Annotated in this window: 15 protein-coding genes; 5 read left to right on the forward strand and 10 right to left on the reverse strand. The window is 40.4% G+C overall.

What is annotated here, in order from left to right:
* Window positions 1-18: 18 nt before the first annotated feature.
* On the reverse strand, window positions 19-1,098 hold the full coding sequence (locus CST_RS07630; protein WP_015359288.1) for a GntR family transcriptional regulator: 1,080 nt from the start codon (window positions 1,096-1,098) through the stop codon (window positions 19-21).
* A gap of 321 nt (window positions 1,099-1,419) precedes the next feature.
* Here CST_RS07630 and araA point away from each other — a divergent pair, with 321 nt between their 5' ends.
* Window positions 1,420-2,907, forward strand: a complete 1,488-nt coding sequence (gene araA, locus CST_RS07635; RefSeq protein WP_015359289.1) for an L-arabinose isomerase — start codon at window positions 1,420-1,422, stop codon at window positions 2,905-2,907.
* Between the two features lie 62 nt (window positions 2,908-2,969).
* Here the strand turns inward: araA and CST_RS07640 are convergent, their stop codons facing one another.
* Window positions 2,970-4,643: a ribonuclease J gene (locus tag CST_RS07640; RefSeq protein ID WP_015359290.1), complete on the reverse strand. Its 1,674-nt coding sequence runs from the start codon at window positions 4,641-4,643 to the stop codon at window positions 2,970-2,972.
* A gap of 262 nt (window positions 4,644-4,905) precedes the next feature.
* Here CST_RS07640 and CST_RS07645 point away from each other — a divergent pair, with 262 nt between their 5' ends.
* On the forward strand, window positions 4,906-6,132 hold the full coding sequence (locus CST_RS07645; RefSeq protein ID WP_015359291.1) for a CCA tRNA nucleotidyltransferase: 1,227 nt from the start codon (window positions 4,906-4,908) through the stop codon (window positions 6,130-6,132).
* A gap of 54 nt (window positions 6,133-6,186) precedes the next feature.
* Here the strand turns inward: CST_RS07645 and CST_RS07650 are convergent, their stop codons facing one another.
* From CST_RS07650 to CST_RS07665, 4 genes are all read right to left on the reverse strand, one after another.
* Window positions 6,187-8,199, reverse strand: a complete 2,013-nt coding sequence (locus CST_RS07650) for a rhamnogalacturonan lyase family protein (protein WP_015359292.1) — start codon at window positions 8,197-8,199, stop codon at window positions 6,187-6,189.
* 77 nt (window positions 8,200-8,276) lie between these two features.
* Complete coding sequence (locus tag CST_RS07655; RefSeq protein WP_015359293.1) at window positions 8,277-9,833, reverse strand: type 2 periplasmic-binding domain-containing protein; 1,557 nt, start codon at window positions 9,831-9,833, stop codon at window positions 8,277-8,279.
* A 28-nt stretch (window positions 9,834-9,861) separates the two neighbouring features.
* Window positions 9,862-10,743, reverse strand: coding sequence for a carbohydrate ABC transporter permease (locus CST_RS07660; RefSeq protein ID WP_015359294.1), 882 nt, complete (start codon window positions 10,741-10,743; stop codon window positions 9,862-9,864).
* Window positions 10,744-10,755: 12 nt separating this feature from the next.
* Window positions 10,756-11,712, reverse strand: a complete 957-nt coding sequence (locus CST_RS07665) for an ABC transporter permease (protein WP_015359295.1) — start codon at window positions 11,710-11,712, stop codon at window positions 10,756-10,758.
* A 197-nt stretch (window positions 11,713-11,909) separates the two neighbouring features.
* On the opposite strand from CST_RS07665, the gene CST_RS07670 reads away from it, so the two are divergent.
* Together CST_RS07670 and CST_RS07675 are read left to right on the forward strand one after the other, a co-directional pair.
* Window positions 11,910-13,709 (forward strand): sensor histidine kinase, encoded by a 1,800-nt coding sequence (locus CST_RS07670; protein ID WP_015485027.1) that lies wholly within the window; start codon window positions 11,910-11,912, stop codon window positions 13,707-13,709.
* Complete coding sequence (locus CST_RS07675) at window positions 13,687-14,727, forward strand: response regulator transcription factor (protein WP_015359297.1); 1,041 nt, start codon at window positions 13,687-13,689, stop codon at window positions 14,725-14,727. Before CST_RS07670 ends, CST_RS07675 begins: the two co-directional genes overlap by 23 nt.
* 21 nt (window positions 14,728-14,748) lie before the next feature.
* On the opposite strand, the gene CST_RS07680 is transcribed toward CST_RS07675, so the two are convergent.
* Window positions 14,749-16,851 carry a substrate-binding domain-containing protein gene (locus CST_RS07680; protein ID WP_015359298.1) on the reverse strand — a complete coding sequence of 701 codons (2,103 nt, stop codon included), beginning with the start codon at window positions 16,849-16,851 and terminating at the stop codon, window positions 14,749-14,751.
* 476 nt (window positions 16,852-17,327) lie between these two features.
* Between CST_RS07680 and CST_RS07685 the strand changes: the two genes are divergently transcribed.
* Complete coding sequence (locus tag CST_RS07685) at window positions 17,328-18,686, forward strand: hemolysin family protein (protein ID WP_015359299.1); 1,359 nt, start codon at window positions 17,328-17,330, stop codon at window positions 18,684-18,686.
* A gap of 52 nt (window positions 18,687-18,738) precedes the next feature.
* On the opposite strand, the gene CST_RS07690 is transcribed toward CST_RS07685, so the two are convergent.
* The 3 genes from CST_RS07690 to CST_RS07700 all read right to left on the reverse strand — a co-directional run bounded on the left by CST_RS07690 (window position 18,739) and on the right by CST_RS07700 (window position 20,959).
* On the reverse strand, window positions 18,739-19,080 hold the full coding sequence (locus tag CST_RS07690) for a HEAT repeat domain-containing protein (protein WP_015359300.1): 342 nt from the start codon (window positions 19,078-19,080) through the stop codon (window positions 18,739-18,741).
* A 33-nt stretch (window positions 19,081-19,113) separates the two neighbouring features.
* A complete protein-coding gene (locus CST_RS07695) occupies window positions 19,114-19,587 on the reverse strand; it encodes a MarR family winged helix-turn-helix transcriptional regulator (RefSeq protein ID WP_015359301.1) in 474 nt (157 codons plus the stop codon).
* A gap of 151 nt (window positions 19,588-19,738) precedes the next feature.
* Complete coding sequence (locus tag CST_RS07700) at window positions 19,739-20,959, reverse strand: cation diffusion facilitator family transporter (RefSeq protein ID WP_015359302.1); 1,221 nt, start codon at window positions 20,957-20,959, stop codon at window positions 19,739-19,741.
* Window positions 20,960-21,065 lie beyond the last annotated feature (106 nt).

Consider the following 21,065-nt stretch of genomic DNA (forward strand, 5'->3'; position numbering starts at 1 on the left):
CTCATGCGGGTAACCCGTTCAGCCGTTTACCCGCCCCGTGCTGTTTCTTACAACAAGCTCGGGGGTCATTTTAACTTTAAAAATACCGTCTCCTTCTTTTATCATTTTCAGCATTAGATTTGCAGCCTCTATACCCAGCTTTTCCTTGGGATGGGCAACCGTTGTCATTTTCACCTCTGAAGCCACGGCCAGCTCCGAATCGTCAAAACTGACCAGCGACAACCGTTCCGGAATTGTTAATCCTTTTTCTCTGATAATATCAATGACTTTAATGCTTATCTGCTCGTTGTAACATACAAGTGAAGTTGAATCTTCCAGAAACTCAATAACCATATCACCCGACTGTTTGCCGAACTTATACAGCATGTCGTCGGTGCCGAACCACATAATTCTTTTATCGTTTATATCAATCCCCGACTCCCTGTGCGCCCTGCAGTAACCTTCGAATCTTGCATGACCCTGAATATCGTCAATTTTGAATATTCCGGCGATTTTCCTGTGACCAAGTTCTATCAGGTGCTTTGTGGCAATATATCCCGCCTCAACATCGTCTTCATATATTGAAGACGCGGAATAACCTTTGTAGCTGCCGTGCATGAACAAAACAGGTATATTTCTCTTTCTGAATTCATCATACAGTTCAATATTAGGATTGGGCAGAGCGCTTTTTGTTGTCTCGACAATAAGTCCTTTAATGTCCTGCTTCATGAAATTCTCAAGGCATTGCCTTTCCTTGTCAAACTGGTTGTTCGTACATCCAAGGGCAATACTGTATCCGTTCTCACTCAGAACCTGATCAATGCCTCGGATTATGGAAGGGAAAATATAGTCCCCTATGTACGTTGTAATAACCCCTATCAGGTTTTGCCTGCTTTTGGGCTCGTTGTTTACAAACGTACCTTTGCCCTGGCTTGTTATTAAAACGCCTTCATTGACTAGCTCACTTATTGCCCTTCTTACGGTATGCCTGCTTATATGGAATTTTTCCGCAAGTTCGTTTTCTGAAGGAATTTTGTTTCCCCGCGGCAGTTCATTGTTTTCAATAAGACCAATCAGATATTCCTTAAGCTGCAGGTACTTTGGCTTGTCCTGTTCCAAAAAGCTCACCACCAACAGACAATATCACTGTATATGTATATTATATCATGCACAACTTGTATGCACAACCAAAAAAAACAGTTTGAAACAAAACTATTTTCTTTTTCAGCATTTACTGTTATAATTTAATTGTAGCAAGAAAGACGTAAAGTTTTGCATTTATTTCAGGTTGTGCATACAATTAACCGGTACAGCATAAATATAATTACCGAATGTGGCTATAACAGGCCTGACAAATGAAAACCGGTTTTCGGTAAAATCAGTAAACCGGTTCAAAATAAAATTGACGCCGGCAAAATAATATATTTTTAAGGGGGAAGCATGATGATACAAAAAAACTATAACTTTTGGTTTGTAACCGGAAGCCAGCATTTGTACGGCGACGACACGCTGAAAGAGGTTAACAGGCATTCGGAAATAATTGCCTCGTGGCTTGACCAGAACACCCTGCCTCACTGCAACGTAGTATTTAAACCCGTCCTTACAACTCCCGAAGAAATTCTCAATCTCTGCGCCGAAGCCAATTTCGACAAGACCTGTGCGGGAATCATTACATGGATGCACACTTTCTCGCCTGCGAAGATGTGGATATCCGGATTAAATGAGCTTAAAAAACCTCTCCTTCACCTCCATACCCAGTTCAATTGCGAAATTCCCTGGGATACCATCGATATGGATTTCATGAACCTTAACCAGTCAGCCCACGGCGACAGGGAATATGGATTTATCGGCGCCAGAATGCGCATACCAAGGAAAGTTGTTGTAGGATATTATAAAGACCCAGAAGTGAGCCGCGAAATACAGGTTTGGATGAACGCAGCAATCGCTTTTGTTGAAGGTAAAAATATCAAGGTTGCGCGTTTCGGAGACAATATGCGCCAGGTGGCCGTTACCGAAGGTGACAAGGTTGAGGCTCAAATTAAATTTGGCTGGTCTGTGGACGGATACGGCGTAGGGGATCTGGTGGATTACGTTTCCAAAGTAACAAACGACGAAATTGAAAATGTATTGGAAACATACAAAAAACTGTACGAATTCCCGTCTGATCCCAATACCCATGACGCAATCAGGGAACAGGCAAAGATAGAAGCAGGCTTGAAAAAATTCCTCGATGATGGCGGATATACCGCATTTACCACAACCTTTGAAGACTTGCATGGATTAAAGCAACTTCCCGGCCTTGCCGTTCAGCATCTTATGCATGAAGGTTACGGATTTGGCGCCGAAGGAGACTGGAAAACGGCTGCTTTGGTTCGCACAATGAAAATTATGAATACCGGCTTGCCTGAAGGAACATCCTTTATGGAGGACTACACTTATCACCTCGAACAGAACAATGAAATGATTCTCGGCGCCCACATGCTTGAAGTCTGCCCTTCCGTGGCTGCTGAGAAACCGAGGATTGAAGTCCACCCGTTAAGCATCGGCGGAAAAGCCGATCCTGCACGTCTGGTTTTCAAAGGCAGAAGCGGCCCTGCCATCGCCGCGTCTCTGGTTGACTTGGGAGATCGTTTCCGCCTGATTGTAAACGAAGTTGAGGCCATTGAACCCACGAAGGATATGCCGAGGCTGCCGGTGGCAAGAGTTCTCTGGAAGCCAAAGCCTTCGCTCCGCGATGCCGCCAAAGCATGGATTCTTGCCGGTGGGGCGCACCATACGTCTTTCTCATATTCAGTTACAACCGAGCATATGATGGACTGGGCAGAAATGGCGGGAATCGAGTTTGTTCTGATTAATGAAAATACCACTGACTTGTACAGATTCAGAGAGCAGCTTAGAATAAATGACTATGTCTGGAGAGCCCGCTGATATCAAATTTTAGCCTGTAAAAAAGCCCCGGAATTTCTGTCCGGGGCTTTTTTCCGTTTACGTCAGCACGGTATTTCAATAATTACAGGCAAAATCATGGGTTTTCTCTTGGTTTTCTGGTAAAGATATGAACTCAGTTCATCCTTGACATTGTTTTTGATGTTCGCATAACTGCTTTTTCTCTTTCCAAGATTTTTCTGTATAATTTCAAGCGTCAGTTCTCTTATTTCGTCCATCAATTCTTCCGACTCTTTAACATATACAAAGCCTCTTGATATAACCTCTGGGGTTGTTAATATTTTGCCATCCGAATTAACCGTAACCACCACAACAATCAAGCCGTCTTCGGAAAGGTGCTTTCTGTCTCTAAGAACAATATTGCCCACGTCTCCAACCCCAAGGCCGTCAATAAGAATACTCCCCGCCTGCACCGTTCCGGCAATCTGAGCCTTTCTCTGGGACAATTCCAATACTTGTCCGTTTTCCATAATAAAAATATTCTCCTCCGGCATACCAAGGGACTGGGCAAGGTTCGCATGCTGTTTCAGATGCCTGTATTCACCATGAACAGGCATAAAAAATTTGGGACGAACCAGCCTGTGAATAAGTTTAAGCTCCTCCTGCCTGGCGTGTCCCGAAACATGAACCTCAACAAGGGCTTCATATATAACGTTTGCCCCCTGTTTGAACAAATCGTTTATGACACGGGAGATATATTTCTCGTTTCCAGGTATTGGGCTTGCCGATATAATAACCAGGTCGCCTTTTTCTATGCTTACCTTGCGGTGGCTGTTCGAAGCAATTCTCGAAAGCGCCGACATAGGCTCGCCCTGACTGCCGGTTGTAATCATCACTATCTGATTTCTCGGAAGTTTCTGTATCCTGTCTATATCAATCAAAACATCCGGAGGAATATTCAGATATCCCAGTTTCATTGCCGTTTTTACTACATTAATCATGCTTCGGCCGTTCAGCGCCACTTTCCGGTTAAACTTCATCGCAGAATTTACAATCTGCTGTATCCTGTGGATATTCGACGCAAAAGTGGCAACTATAATCCTGGATTTCGCATCCTTAAACACATTATCAAGGGTTTCTCCGACAGTTCTTTCACTCATTGTGTAACCGGGGCGTTCAACATTGGTGCTGTCCGCCATCAAAAGCAAAACGCCTTTTTTGCCCAGTTCAGCTATCCGTGCAAGGTCTATCGGCTCGCCTTCAATGGGAGTATGATCAATCTTAAAGTCGGAAGTATGAAGGACCACACCAACAGGCGTGTGGATTGCAAGTGCCACCGAATCTGCTATGCTGTGAGTTGATCTGATAAACTCCACTTTAAATGCTCCCAACTGAATGGTCTGACCCGCTCTTACCGCCCTAAGCTCAGCCCTGTTCAGCATCTGGTGCTCTACAAGTTTGTTTTCAATCAACGCCAGTGTAAGATCGGTTCCATAAACAGGCACCGGAATTCTGTTCAATACATACGGCAGAGCTCCTATATGATCTTCATGGCCATGGGTAACGATAATCCCTTTCACCTTCGACAGATTTTTCTCAAGATAGGTAACATCGGGAATCACCAGATCAATACCCAGCATCTCATCTTCAGGAAAAGCCACTCCGCAGTCCACAACAATGATACTTTCACCATACTCGAAAACCGTCATGTTTTTACCTATCTCTTCAAGACCGCCTAACGGAATTACTCTTAGCTTGTTTTTCTTTCTGTTTGCCACGATAACCTCCATATTCTTTTATATTTTATATATTTTAAACCCCAGCCCGGTCTCTGCATCCATACTCAACCATATGATTATATCACAGTAAAGCTTTAAATTGCAATTTAAATGACTTCAGGCCTCTTGGAGGCTTTTTTTATTATTTCCCGCATTTTTTTGTTATAATCTCCATAGCAGACATTCATTTATTAATAAAGCCAGAAAAATGTTATAATAGTTCCGTATAATTTGATAATAATCAGAACTTTCAGGAGGCTTTATGCATTTACCCGACGAAGTGATGACAATTATAAACACGCTTGAAAAACACGGGTATGAGGCGTATATCGTAGGCGGTTGCGTGCGTGACATGCTTCTCGGGCTTAAGCCAAAGGATTACGACATATGTACGTCGGCTTATCCCGAACAGGTTATGGAATTGTTTCCCAGAAGCATTCCGACAGGCATAAAACACGGAACTGTTACCGTTATTATAAACAATACTCCCTTTGAAGTTACAACTTTCCGGATTGAATCCGGTTATACCGACTTCAGGCATCCGGAGAAAGTAATATTTTCTGACTCCCTCACTGAAGATCTCAAAAGACGGGACTTCACTATTAATGCGATGGCTTATCACCCCGTTAAGGGCGTTATAGATCCTTTCAACGGCATTAACGACCTCAGGAAAATGGTGATAAGGACTGTTGGCAATCCGAGGGAAAGATTTGGCGAAGACGCGCTAAGGATGCTCAGGGCCATTCGTTTTCAGGCTGCTTACGGTTTTTCAATCGATCCGGATACCTTTTCGGCAATAAAGGAGCTTTCCGGAAACATCAGTGCAATCAGCCGCGAAAGAATACTGGAGGAACTGAACAAAACTTTGCTCTCATCGCATACTGAAGCTTTCGGGAGTTTGTTTGAAACAGGACTGTTAAAATTCATCTTTCCCGTTTTCTTTTCCGAAAAAGGGGATTTCTCGCTTTTAAAAAAACTTCCTGAGGAAATTTCAACAAGATGGGCAGGTTTTCTGTGGCTTGCTGAAATTCGTGATCCGGGAAATATAAAAGAAATCTGTTCGTGCCTTAGAATGAGCAACAAACTGAAAAATGACATTCTGAAAATTTCAGTGACGCTCAAAACCGGACTGCCGAAAAATCAGTTCGTAATGCGTCTTACTCTGGCGGACACCGGTTGTGAACCTTTTGCCCGTGCCCTGAATATTATGAAAGCTTTTGGCTTGTACCAAACCAATATATCAGACGCGGAAATATCCTTTGAGCGAATAATCGCTGAAAAGCACTGTTTAAGCCTTTCTGAATTGGCCGTTAACGGCAGCGACCTTATAGCAATGGGCGTTAAACCGGGAAAAAACCTTGGGGTTATATTAAATACTTTATTTCTTTGCGTGCTGCAAAATCCCGATCTGAACCGTAAAGACATTCTCATTCATTTCGCCGGTATTATAAACAACAAGTTCGGCAACAGAGAGGCTTTGGACTTTTGAACCTGATATAAAAAGCCGGTAAATGAATTTTACCGGCTTTTTATAATAAGAAATTTACTTTTTGTCCCTCCATCTGGCAAAGGAATATTCACCACGGTAATTTGAGAAATTATAGCGCGGGTATTTATCAGGCACATATTCCCTGTCGGCAATTTCACAGGGTCTGTCCTGAGTATATATGTACATTTTGTTCTCATCCCACAGTATTATTTCATCCCTTGCATCCCCCATGATATCAATAACTTCGGCACATAAATCCGGATGTCCGTCGTCAGGGAATGACACAACCACATCACCTTCGCCGTCAATCATTCCGCCGTATTTGACATTCCCGTTAAGCAGTATCAGTTCAGTCCCGTCACCGCACCAGTTAACAGGCGCAATAATATTTCCGTTGCTCGATGGTTCCATATGCCAGATTTCATTTCCCTTGCAGTCGTACAGGTATATAATCCCCTGGTTTCCCCAGTACGTCGTGGTACAAATCTGAAGCCCCGGTATGTCTGAGCGGAATTTACCTGCGCTGATACGCTGTCCGTGACCGTTAATATCCCGCACAAGAATGTTTCCGTTCTTGTCCACAATCATAAAGCCTTCCCAGCCTGCCACAAGGGCTATTAATTCATCCCGATCGGGATCAAATTTACCATAAATGATTTCGTCCACATGATCGGTTTCAATGGGCAGCTTCCATATCAGTTTTCCGTCACTGGAAACAAGATTGTAGCAGCTTATAATCTCGTCCTTTCCGTCCCCGTTAATATCGCAGGAATACGGAAAATGCCCGGTATTGTTGTGAGTGAACTTCCATAATAAATTCAAGTCGCTGTCATACACCCAAAGACGGCTGTATCTGTCTTTTATCAGAATATCTGTCGGCCTTTCCTTGCCTGAAACATTAACAATTCGTATTGCGTCAACGTTTACCCTGTCGAAGGCATGTTTTTTAAATTCAATGCCGCAAAGCTTATCTGCCGGGTCTTCATTAAACGGCGTCGGAACGCTTTTTTTCACCTTTCCTGTTTTCCCGTCAAGAATCATCAGTTTAAAATTTCTGGACATTATGACTTCGTCAGCGCCGTCGCCGTCAATATCGTATACCTGGAAAGGCAGATCCGCGGTAAGATACGCATTGTCTTTTAATCTGCTCGGCTCACCTATCTGCCACAGGACTTCTCCGGTTTCAATGCTCACTGCCGTAAGGCAGCTTATAACGGCATACCTGTCCTTATATACGCGTTTCTGATGCTGCGCCATTACAAAAAACCATTCATCGGTTCCGGTAAGGTGCCCGAAACGTATCTGCCTTCCTGCTCCGAAATCCTTGAGATCTATAATTTTAACAAGTTTCGGTTGCGGGTATTTAAGGCGCTTATCGGCGACGCGTTTTTCTTTTACCTGTTTCTTCCTGATATAATTCTGATATTCATCAGAATCGCAGCAAACTTTTACGTCGGTAAACTGAGTGGGCATATAAGCCGCAATCGCAATAGAACCATATGAATAACGGTCGTTTACCGCTTCTATCAGCAGCTTATTGTCGACATAACATTTCATTAAATGGCCTTTTACGTCCACCTTCAGCTCATAAAACGTGTCGCAGTTGAAGTCAAAATTTGCCTCGCCAAGAAGTTCCCTCTTTTCCTTCTCTACGAGGTATAAGCAGGCCTTCTGATCACACAGCATGAAAGCATAATGCATAAGGCTTGTCTGATACCTGAAAAGCAGGCCGGCGGGCTCTTTTGTATACAAAGGCCGCATTCTGACCGAAACGGTATAATCTTCCCAGTCCTTGTCGCCTGCTACAAGTGTAGGACATGATATATGCTTTCCGGGGGTAAGTACGCGCATCTGCTCCATGAATTTTTTGCCGTCTTCTTCGGTAACAATCCACGAAGGTCCGCGGTAGTTGGAATCGGTTATCGGATCATACCACTGCCCCGTATACCCTTTTACAGGGTAATAGTGATATTCCCCCATTGCGGAATGTTCCGGATCATATGGAAAAGGTCCGATGGGAAAATCAGTAAAATCGTTGCTGAAAAGCAAAATTTTTTTATCGTCCATTCAATTCACCCCTGAAATAATATAACTGATGCCTGTGCCCCCCCTTTTCACAGACATCATTCAGTATGCAAACACGGTTATTTGTTATATGAATTATTATACCATTCAGTATAAAGTTCTACCCAGCGTTCCCCTCCATATTTATACCAGCCTGCAACATAATCATCCCATGTAGCGTCTATGTCTTTTTTACCCATAATCACTTCGTCACGGTATGACGCTACATATGTGTCAAAGTCATAATCACTGAGTTCACTGAATTCCGGGGCTGATACATAAATCGGGTCATTTGTTCCATACTGTTCGGAAAGCTTAAGATGCTCCATTGCAAGTTCTCCCCATGACTGGGTAAGGATTGGAAGCAGCTGGCTGTCTACTTTGCTCTTCTGATGTCCAAGGGTAATAAAGCGCCATGCCCAGTTAATTCCGGCCCTGTCTTCACGGATTACTATTTCACCGTTAACTTTGTCGTAATCCCAGCCTTCAATTCCTGCATGAACATATACCGAACCTTCATCTGTTTCAGACCAGTCAAATATCTGAAGTACTTTTTCAGGATACTTGCACGCTGTTGTAATTCCTATCCAATGTCTTATAGGTGTTGCGTATACATATTTTGACTCTCCTCCTCCGTTAACTTTCTGCGGAGGTCTGAGAGGATACAGATTTTCTCTCATTGAACTTAAGGTTGAAAGCGACCAGAATAAGTTCAGAACTCCAAATTTTCCATTCATAAACTCTTCTTCGGTCTGTTTCTGCGTCTTTGTTATGTAGTCAGGAACTATGATACCGTCAGCATAAAGCTTTGCAAGGAACTTCAGATAATCTTTGTATCCATCGGTAATATAATTGGGAATCACTTTTCCATCCACTACCTGGAACTGAGCTGCATCAAAAGCATCTATGAAAAGCATTCCCATATAACGTTCCGCAACACTGTTCATGGCCGTGCCGCCACTGCAGCCGCTTAAGCCATATGTATCATTAAGACCGTTGCGATCGGGATCATTGTACGTAAAAGCATATAACATATTGTAATAGTCGTCTACAGTTTTTAAAGTTGAAGGATCAATGCCCAGGTTCTCAAGCCAGTCTTTCCTTGCATATGAAAGATACGGGGTAGTATCATACCTTACAAAAGGTATTCCATAAATACTTCCGTCTATTTTTGAGTAATTCCAGTACTTTTCGTCAACGCCGGCCATCAGATTGGGATAATCGGTTTCATTGAGCAAATCATCAAGTTTTATCAGCGCACCGTCATAAGCGTATTTAAAATATAGTGATTTTGAAAGCTGCACATAATCCGGGTAATCCCCTGATGCCATAACGGTATTAACCTTATTTTCATAGTTTGAACTTTCACTGATAATTTCAATATCAATATTCAGTGTATCACGCAGATAGTTGATATACGGGTTGTCGTTTACGTCATACCCTTCGGTGTCTACATTAATCTGGCAAAGGAAAGTCAGTTTCACCCGTTTATCAGTATTTGTGCCTGACTGCTGGGCAGAGCCCGTTTCAGATTTTCCACCTGAATCCGCTGCAGTCGTTCCGGTATCTGTCTTGCCACAAGCGGCGATGGACACGACTAACACCAAACACAAAATCACCGCTAAGGCCTTCCTCATAAGATATACCTCCTTTTAAATTCACAATTTATCCTTTCACAGAACCGACCATAATGCCCTTCACAAAATATTTTTGCAGGAAGGGATATACCATTAAGATCGGCAGTGTGGAAGCAAAAATAGTGGCAGTTTTAAGTGAAAGCGTTGGCATCCAGCGCGCTGAAGCATCGCCAAAAAGGTCATCGGTCTGACCTGCTGCGACGATGTCGTTTAGGTATACCTGAAGAGGTTTTTTAGAAGGAGTATTTATATAAAGGATACCATCCATCAATGAATTCCAGTGATATACTGAAATGAAAAGTGTAATGGTCGCAATCGCCGGCATAGCCACCGGGATCATCAGCTTATAGAATATTATCAGGTCGTTTGCCCCGTCTATTTTAGCTGACTCTTCAATTTCATCGGGAATACCTTTGAAAAAGTTTACCAGAACTATTACGTTGAATGTATTTATCATATTAGGAATTATCAATGCCCAAATTGAATCAATCAAACCTGTATACCGCACAACAAGATATGTCGGAATTATTCCGCCGTTAAATAACATCGTAAAAACGATAAACACCATGAAAAACTTTCTTCCTCTGAGATACTTCCTTGACACCGCATATGCAAGCGAACTTGAAAGGGTAACTCCCAGTGCCGTACCAATTAAAGTCCGTATTACCGATATCCTGAAGGATGAATAAAAACGTGCGTGATTGAAGGTAACTTTATACGCCTGAAGTGAAAAACCTTTAGGCCACAGAATTATCTGACCCTCACGGACAAATTGGGGAGCACTTATTGAAACGACAAAAATATAGTAAAATGGGAACAGACACATAAGACCAAACAATGTCATTACAATATAACTGATTATCTTAATTACATCGGTTTCTTCCCTGATTTGCTCCCTGTTTTTACCCACAGAAATCATCCCTCACCATAAGCTTTTTTCAAAGCATCTTTTACTTATAGCATTACAGATTAAAAGAAGTATAAAGCCTATTACCGACTGAAAAAGACCAATAGCGGTGGTAAGACTGAAGCGTCCGTTTCCAATACCCACTCTGTAAACATATGTGCTTATGACATCGCCTGTACTGTATACTGTAGGATTAGCCAGAACATAAATCTGTTCAAAACTTACGTTCATAATTCTTCCAATGTCCAGAAGCAACATAACGATTATGGTTTCTGAAATACAGGGTATGGTAATATACCGTATGAGCTGCAGTTTGTTTGCCGAATCGATTTTAGCTGCTTCATACAACTGAGGATCAATATTTGTAATTGCAGCCAAATATATAATAGTTCCCCAGCCGGCTTCTTTCCATATATCAGAAGCAACCACAATCCATCGGAAATATTTGGGCTCTGACATAAAGAAAATTGGTTCCTTCCCCATTAATTTTATTACCTGGTTTACAATGCCATCAGTTGGACTTAGGAACGTAATAATGATACTTCCGAATACAACCCATGATACAAAATGGGGAAGATATATCAGTGTCTGAAGAGTTCTTTTGTATTTAACATTCATAATCTCGTTTAACATAATTGCAAAAATTATCGGAGCCGGAAAATAAAATATTAGTTTCAAAACATTGATTGCAAGGGTATTTTCAACCAGTTGCCAGAAATTGCGATGTTCAAAGAAAATATATTTAAAATATTTTAAACCCACAAACTCGCTGCCTTTAATACCCTTAACAACATTGAAATCGCAAAAGGCTATATAAAGCCCTAACATTGGGAGGTACCTGTAAATTAAAAACCATATTACTCCCGGTACAAGCATCAAATATAACCACCGATTTTTCACAATATCTCTGACAAGCTGATGAAAATATCCGGGACATTTTTTTACAAATTTTTTGTTCGCCACCGAGTCCATAGAACACTCCTGCTAACTTCTGAGATTTTTATGTACTAATTTTATCATGGTTTTATAAATTTTCGAATATAACAAAACTGAGTTTCACCATTAAAAAACTGACTTTTTGCACAAAAAACAACATCAATAAAATATTTTTTTATGCTATTATATATACGGACATGACTTTAGCATCACAATATGACGGAGATGGTGCGGTGTTCGACAAAATTAGCTCAATACTAAAACCCAACACACTTAAAGGCAAACTTTTATCCATGCTTATGATAGCAATTTCCATTATCTGCGTTTTTTCGATCCTGATAACTATAGTCCTTTGGCATATAAGCAATAAAATGCTGCAACATTCCATGACCGAAGCCATGAGTTATGCAGCCGAACGTCTTGAAAGCGTATTCGATGCGACTTCAGGGATTGCGGTACTTATGGCGGAAGATCCCGTGTTACTGAATTACGTAAAGGAGCCCGTTACCAACAATAAGCCTGAATTTGCCAGAACAGGAGAAATAACCAAGGCTTTGGCAAACTACTGCAATAATAATCCTTATATTTCTTATATATATTTATGGCAAAACGGAAAGTACCGTGATGAAGACGGTTCGATTATACGGTATTCAAGATACTACCCTGTGGCGTCGATGATTAAGGAAGATTCGCGCCGTAAACTGAATGAAGTTGCCGTGGAAAAGAACGGAAAAGTTGAATACTGTTTTCTTGACGAGGACAAGGAAGGCATTTTCCTGACCCGTGTTATACATACAATCGATGACTATACTTTCATAAACCACGGTGTACTTGCCATACGCCTTAATGTTCAGCGGCTTTTAAAAGATCTTTCAAAAGCGAATAATACATCAGAACAGACCATCCTCCTTCTTGCAAATGATGAAGAGGTTCTTTTTTCTTCCCAGAAACTGCCCGAAGCAATCTGCAAAAAAATTCTAAGTATGAACAGGGAGTATAAAGTGCTTAAAATAAACGGAAAAAATTATTTTGTCATGGAACGCCATTTTAAACTGCTCGGATTAAGGTATTTTTATATGGCTTATTACGAAAATTACCACCTTTTACGTTCTATTTACATCATAACGACAGTTGTAATCATTTTAGTCGCGTCAATACTTTTTTTTACAAGCAAGCACATTCTCGATTCAATTACAATACATTTTGACAATTTAATAAAAAAGATGGTAATATACAGCAACGGTAATTTTGAGTCAATTGACGTAGGCTATGACTATTCAAAACGGAATGATGAAATAGGTATGGTTCATCAACAGTTTGACAAAATGGCTGATCAGATACGAACACTGATTAACGACAATTATGTAAAACAACTTCTGCTTAAAGAAGCGCAATTTAAACAGCTTGAACAGCAAATTAATCCCCATTTCCTGTATAATACTCTTGAAACAATCAACTGGTACAGCGAGGCAGCAGGCGAGCACAAGATTGCTCAGCTTGTCCGCGCTCTTGGAAGTACCCTGAGGAGTACACTCGAGCGCAGCGATATAGTCACCATAAAAAGCGAACTTGAACTGGTAAATAATTACATGACAATTCAGAAAATCCGTTACGAGAATCGGCTGGAATATTACATTGACGCCGATGAAACTTTGCTAAACTGCCGAATCCCGAAAATAACCATACAACCCATTGTTGAAAATGCAATTAAATACGGTCTGGAAGAAAATATGGATACCTGCTATATTTATATTTACGTAAAACAGTGTGGAAATGACATATGTATTACCGTTAAAAACACCGGTTCAGAATTCGAGGAAAACATTATAGACAAAATCAAGGAACAACATGTTGTGCCACAGGGATTTGGAATTGGACTTCGTAACATACACGACAGACTGCAGCTTGCGTATGGCCAAAATTACGGTTTAACCGTATCCAATGAAGACAATATGGCCGTTGTAAGAATTAAACTGCCAAAAATAGAGAGTGAATTAAAGGAGGAGGAACATGTACAAACTTATAATAATTGACGATGAAAAAATAATCCGCGAAACAATCGGTTCAATGATAGACTGGAAAAGTATAGATGTAGAACTTGTCGGGTTATGTTCAAACGGTATGGAAGGCCTTGATATGATAATAGACGAAGACCCCGATATAGTTATGACAGACATTCGTATGCCAGTGTTTTCGGGACTGGAACTAATAAAAAGAATAAGGCAGCTTAATAAGGACATAGAGTTTATCATTCTTTCGGGATACAGTGAGTTTGAATACGCCCGCACGGCTATGGCCTTAAATGTAAAATATTATATTCTAAAGCCTTGCAGCAAGGAAACAATTATCAATACCGTAAAGCAGGCAATAGAAGACTGCTGCAGTAAGAAAAAAACCGTGCCGAGTTATATTTTTAAAATAGCAAGAAAACTGAGTCAGGATTTTATTGAAAAGATAAAGCAACCTGAAGAAATCATAAATGATATGTTTAACTTGTTGTCGGACAACAATGACTGTGATTACGTAAAAGCTGTGGTATTGAGCTTTCTGACAAATATTTGGTACTCTTATGTTAACTTAATCGATTCCTCAATATATTATAATGAACTGGAAAACTCAAAAACAAAAGAAGAAATCATGGAATTTCTGAATGGCCATCTGAAACTGCTAAGCCAAAAAATAATCAGAAATTCAAAACCGTTGGACAGTTCAAAGGAATTTATAAAAAAATGCATTGAGTATGCTAAAGAAAATTTTTCCAATCCCTCCCTCACGCTAAAATATATTGCCGAAAATTATCTTTACATGAATGTTGACTATGTCAGCAGACAGTTCTGCAAAATAACAGGCGAAAAATTCTCTACTTTTCTCGGCAGGTTAAGAGTAGAGAATGCAAAAGATATTTTACGCAAAAACCCGGATGAAAAAATATATACTGTGGCAGAAATGGTTGGCTGCGGAAACAATCCGCAGTACCTGACTCAGCTTTTCAAAAAGTATGAAGGTATTACACCAAGCGCATTTGTTAACTTACTGAAAGGGAATGCCTAATTTCATGAATTTCAAATAAATCTACTTGAAAAATATATTCACATTGTTTCTGTTTATCTCATATATACCTGTATCTTCCTTTTCTTTTATAGTTTTACCGTTGCATAATTCATTAAGCCTTCTGACACAGAGTTCACCCCATAACCTTGGCCTCTGGGCAAGCACAGTGGTATAGCCGTCCCTTACGGGTTTTTCCGAGTACTCGGTTTTGTCAAATACCACACAGACAGGCGTTATGCCCAGCTCTTCCCTGATTTTTCCCGCTATGTAACTTCCAGAAGCATCCATACATATAAAGCAGTCAAAATTTCTTATTTTCTGAATAAAGGCCTTAACGGCCTGCCATCTCCGTTCTCCGTCTTTTTCATCGGTTTCACATATTTCAACCAGCTCAATGTCAGGGTATTTTTTTATTGTTTCGATAAACCCGGCCATGCGCTCTTTCTGGTTTAAAGTCTGTTTTTTGGCCTGTGTTCCGATAACACGGCCTTTATAATTAAGTTTTTTCGCAACCAGTTCGCCGAAAGTTATTCCCGCTTTGTAGTTGTCGGTTCCTATAAATGCATCCCTTCCGATATCTGGTATATCGGTGTCAAAACAAATTACCTTGATTCCCATATTCATGGCCTTTTTCAGGCTTTCCCTCACTTCAGGCCCGTCAATTGGGCCTATCCCTATTCCCGAAACACCCATTGCTACAACTTCGTCTATCAATTCGGCCTGGAGTCTGGAATCATATTTCTCGGGAGCACGCCATATTAAATCCACCCCCAGTTTTGCCGCCGCATCTTCTGCCCCTTCCCTTGTCTCGGAGAAAAATTCTATATCGACGCATGGAATTATTGCAAAAGAACGTTTTCTGGCTTCAACTTTGGTATAGTTAAACTTGTTTAAAGCATCATCAAGATTCTTAATGAGGGTATCAAAACTTTCAGAAAGCTGAACAAGTATTTCCGAAGAATTGGTCTGGGAAAACATAAGAGTGGCAATCTCCTGGGTTGAAGCAACTGTTTTTTCAGCGACGGAAGAAATATTGGCTATGGAATTATAAAGCTTTTGTTTAACCTTGTCCAGAATTCCGATTCCGGTTTTGACTTCAATCAGCTGATTATATAAATCATTTATCGCCTTTGAGATTTCGTTGAACGCATCTCGCGTTTTATACACCGATTGGGTCTGAAGCCTTATTGTATCGGAAGTAGCCAATATTGTTTCGGTGGTTACATTTATTTGATTCTGTATACCGAGTACAATCTTTTTAATTTCTTCACTCGAAACCGCACTTTGCTGGGCCAGCCTTTTTATCTGCTCGGCAACCACTCCGAAGCCTTTACCGGCTTCTCCGGCCCGTGCGGCTTCTATTGATGCATTCAGAGCCAGAAGATTTGTCTGGCCTGCAATCTGCGCCATGGCTGTGGTTATCCTGTCTATATTCTCGGCCATCTTATTCAGTTCGTTAATTTTACTGTTTATTTCCCCCATATTGATTTCGGTCAGCTTGCTTTTATCAAGCAGCTCATTAATGTTTGCCTTCCCGAACTCGGACACGGCTTTTGTATTTTCAGCCTTTCGTGTCATAATTTCTGCGGATTTTGCAACCTCTTCAAACATGGTCAAAAGCTCAGAGGTTATTTTAGTACTCTCCTCTGCGTCATTCGCCTGTTCTATTGCCCCTTTTGATACCAGTTCGGCTGATGCGGCTATTTGGTTTGCCACTTCGGACGCTTCTTTTGACGTGGCTTTAACGGTATTTACAAGATGTTTAACTTCTTCCGCTGAATGTCCCACTTTCGAAAATACATCGTCAAGATATTTAATGAATTTTTCAAATTCCGTCAAAATACCTTTTGCCCCTTTATTTTTATTCCGTTGCATCGCTGCAAGCAAATCACCGTTACTGGCATTTAACAGGGTTTCTGCCAGAAATTTGTATTCTGCATTCATTCGTATTGAGATCAGAATCAGCGGTATGTTTCCCGCCAGCGCAAGAAATAATGAAATGTAAATTATTAATTTTAAAATTTCGGGTTTGTAAAAGAAAGATAATGTTATCAAAACAATTGGAAAAACTGACGTGAGAATATGTGAAATAAAAACCACAACCGGCTTTTCGTTTTTTCTCATATTCATTTCCCCTTAAAAAAATAACTCTATTATTTATATCGGTTATTTCTGATTGTTTTATAATATTAATGCTATTTTTATTTTTAATTCCCATTAAAACCTTAACATATGCAATATTGCAACATATTTCCTTACAGCTGAATACCCGCTGAAAGCCCGTGGCTTATCATCATGCACTTTACCGACTTTGTGCCCTTATTGACTTTGAATTCCTTTGTTAGTATAATCTATCCTAACAGGAGTGATAGATTAAATGGACGATTCGCCGTTACCTGAGCGAAACATTACTATAAATATAAATATATTAAATATATTAAATATATCGAAAATGAATATCGTTATGTATCTGTTAATATAAGCACACACGGGGGAAGGGCGCTTAGCTGCTTTCCTTGTGTGTGCTTTTATTTTTTAAATGGTAGTAAATGTATAATAAAATACTATTATGCTTATAATTCATTAAGGAGGTTTTTTATTTGTCAGACAATTCTGTAATTGGTAATCTATTGCTGCAATTTTTTCTGATTATTGTTAATGCTTTATTTGCAAGCGCCGAGATTGCCGTGATATCAATGAGCGACAGCAAAATGGAGAAGCTGGCAAACGAAGAAGGCAATAAACGGGCATTAAGGCTTCTGAAACTTACTGAACAGCCTGCGCGCTTTCTTGCAACAATACAGGTTGGAATTACACTGGCAGGGTTTCTGGGAAGCGCTTTTGCGGCAGACAATTTTTCCGACCGCATAGTGGACAGTCTTATAAATATGGGAGTAAAAATTCCGGCGGCTACATTGAATACAATATCGGTTATTGTAATTACGCTAATCCTGTCCTATTTTACCCTTGTGCTGGGGGAACTTGTTCCTAAAAGAATTGCTATGAGATATACCGAAAAAATAGCCCTGGGAATATCAGGACTGGTATATGTGATATCGAAGATTTTTGCTCCCGTCGTTTCATTCCTCACATTGTCCACAAACGGCGTGCTCAGGCTGTTAGGCATTGATCCAACGGCAGCCGACGAACAGATTACCGAAGAAGAAATACGCATGATGGTTGATGAGGGAAGCAAAAAGGGCGCCATTAACCACTCAGAAAAGGAAATGATTCAGAATGTTTTTGAGTTTGACGACAAGACCGCGGAAGAAGTGATGACTCACAGAACGGAGGTCTCGATACTGTGGCTTGATGAAAGCGACGAACAGTGGGAAAAAACAATAATAGAGAGCAGACATACTTATTACCCCATATGCGATGAAGATACGGATGACATAGTCGGAGTACTTAATACCAAGGACTATTTCAGGCTTAAAGACAAGTCAAGGGAAAATGTAATGAAATATGCGGTAAAACCCCCGTATTTTGTACCCGAAACGGTACGTACCGACGTTTTGTTCCGCAACATGAAACAAAGCCGCAACCACTTTGCAATCGTCCTGGATGAATACGGCGGTATGAGCGGTATTATAACTATAAAAGATTTGCTTGAACAAATAGTCGGAGATTTTGACGATGACGAAACATCGCAGGAAGAACCCAAGCCTTTGATAGAAAGGGTTGATTCCCGTACATGGAAAATTAACGGCCTCACTTCGCTGAAAGCCGTTTCCGAAGCGCTGGACATTAATTTGCCCTATGATGAATATGAAACCTTCGGCGGCTTCGTTTTCGGAATATTGGGTTACATACCGGAAGACGGAAATACCCCTGAAGTTGAAGGCTACGGTCTTAATATAAAAGTGTTGCAAATCAGAGATCACCAACTGGAAAAGGCCATTGTGTATATACAGGAGAATAAAGATAAAACCGACGATAACTCGGAAAATAATGAATGAGATTTTAAAAGCCATACCCAACAGGTATGGCTTTTAAAATTTTGTATAATAATTACCTTCTGCCGCGGCAATTGCCTATTGCATGTTCAATTGCCTCTTTAAGTTCCTGGTTATTATCGGGAACATGTTCAAGCAACCACTGAAGCTGGGCAACTTCATGATCCTTACCTGTAACCGCAAGGGCTTTTACAGCCTCCATCTGGACTTTCGGATCAGGATCCCGGAGAAGAGTGGAAAGTAAGCTGTTAACACCAGGATCATTTGCCTTTGCGCATTCCCTGGCCAATATTATTTTGGTATCGGAATCAGCATTCAAATATTTTTTGCTAAGGACTTCCCACTTTCCTTTTTTGATGAGACTGGCAATTTTGCCTTCCTTGCTACCAAACAGCATGTCAAACACTCCCTACCGTAAATTTATGTTAATTTATTTTTGTTCCTGATATACATGATATTGTTTCATGGCGCCGCACATCGTTTCATTCAGCCTCATGAGGCTGTTTTTTATATTTTCCAGTTCTTCGATGGTCAAATCCTTTGTGAGCTTGTCAAACGCTTCCCTGAGCTTTTCCCGCGTACTGTTTAAAACTTCCTCGCCTTTGGGAGTAAGAACGATATTTCTGTTTCTTCTGTCCGAAGGGTTTTCACATTTCTTTACATACCCTTCTTCTTCAAGTCTGTTAACAGTCAGACTCATTGCACCTTTTGACAGATTAAGCTCTTTACATAGGGAAGTCAAATTTACATCCGTTTTTGCACCTATTATTTTCATAACGTAAACCTGGTGGAAAGTAAGGGCGGAATCTTCAAGCACTTTTGAAAGAATATAGCTTAGTACCATGCTGATTTGTTTCAACAGATCCTGAAGCTGTTCACAAATATGTTCCCTGTCGGATGTCAAAGATAATTCCCCCTTTCCCTCACCAAGTATATATCAAAACAGTTTGAGCCACCTGAAATAGGTGGCGGGTTACATAAAATTAGTTTATCAGTATAACTGTTTTATTATAAAATGGTTAGGCAATCAATGTCAAGGAAAGAAAAGACAAATTTCATTTTACAGCCTTTTGATTTGGTGTGGAAACAAAAGATTTGTCAATTGTTACGACTACAAAAAGAGTTTTGTCAATTTCACTTATTTTTTCAATTATCCTTTCCTCTATTTCCTTTTCACTTAGTTTGCAGTAATAAGGCATAAGTACGTCAAATATAAGATTATTATGAGTAGAACCTTTAATGATTCTGAAATCATGAACCGAAAGCGAAGCGTCGATTTCTTTAACGATACGTTCGGTTTTTTCTCTTAATTCATTTACATACGGATCGTCAGTAACTATCGGGTCAAGGTGGATAACCAGATGTATTCCGTGATCAATGGATATATCCCTTTCAATATGGTCGATCAAATCATGGCTTTTTAATAAATCCTCATTTGCATCCACTTCGACATGAGCGGAGGCAAAACAGTGCAACGGCCCGTAGTCATGGACTACAAGATCATGAATGCCCAAGACCCCGTCATACTTAAGAATATAGTTCTCAATAAGGCTTATAATCTCTTTTGACGGAGCCCGCCCTATTATGCTGTCCATCATTTCCTTTAATATCTTTATCCCAGAAAGCATTATAACCCCCGATACGATAACTCCCATGTACCCGTCAATGCCGATCCCGGTAAATTGCTCTGTTGCAACTGACACGAGCACCGCTGACGTTGCAAACACATCGGACAGGTTATCGGCGGCAGTGGCATGCATAAGGTAAGAATTAATATACTTTCCTATTCTTTTATTCAAAAAATAAAGCCACAACTTCAAAACAATGGATAAACCCAGAATAATAACAGTTAACGTGCTCAAAACAACTGTCCCGGGATTAATGATTTTCCCAATGGAATTTTTTAAAAGCTCAATACCTATAAAAAGAATAATTACGGCAACCAGTGAAGAAGATATATACTCTATTCTTGCATGTCCGAAGGGATGTTCCCTGTCAGCGGGTTTGCTTGAAATTTTAAAACTGATAAACGAAATAACCGAAGAAGCGGCATCCGACAAATTGTTAAAAGCGTCACTGACAACGGCTATGCTTCCCGACAGTATACCTGCAATAAACTTAAAAATAAATAGCAGTAAATTCACTGCAATACCTGCCATACCGGCAAAAGTCCCGTACTGTTTTCGAACATTTCGGTTAGTTACGCCATCGTGATTTTTTATAAAAAGCCTTGTAATAAAGCACAAAAATCCCTTTTCGGGAATTTTTCCGTCCATCCCGTCCTCCTCTTAAATATCACGACCACTATGGTTAAACAATATGCATGATTTATATTATTATACCACCTGCATTTCCGCTTTAAAATGAAAAAGTTATGCTGAG

Source organism: Thermoclostridium stercorarium subsp. stercorarium DSM 8532 (assembly GCF_000331995.1).
GTDB classification, from domain to species: domain Bacteria; phylum Bacillota; class Clostridia; order DSM-8532; family DSM-8532; genus Thermoclostridium; species Thermoclostridium stercorarium.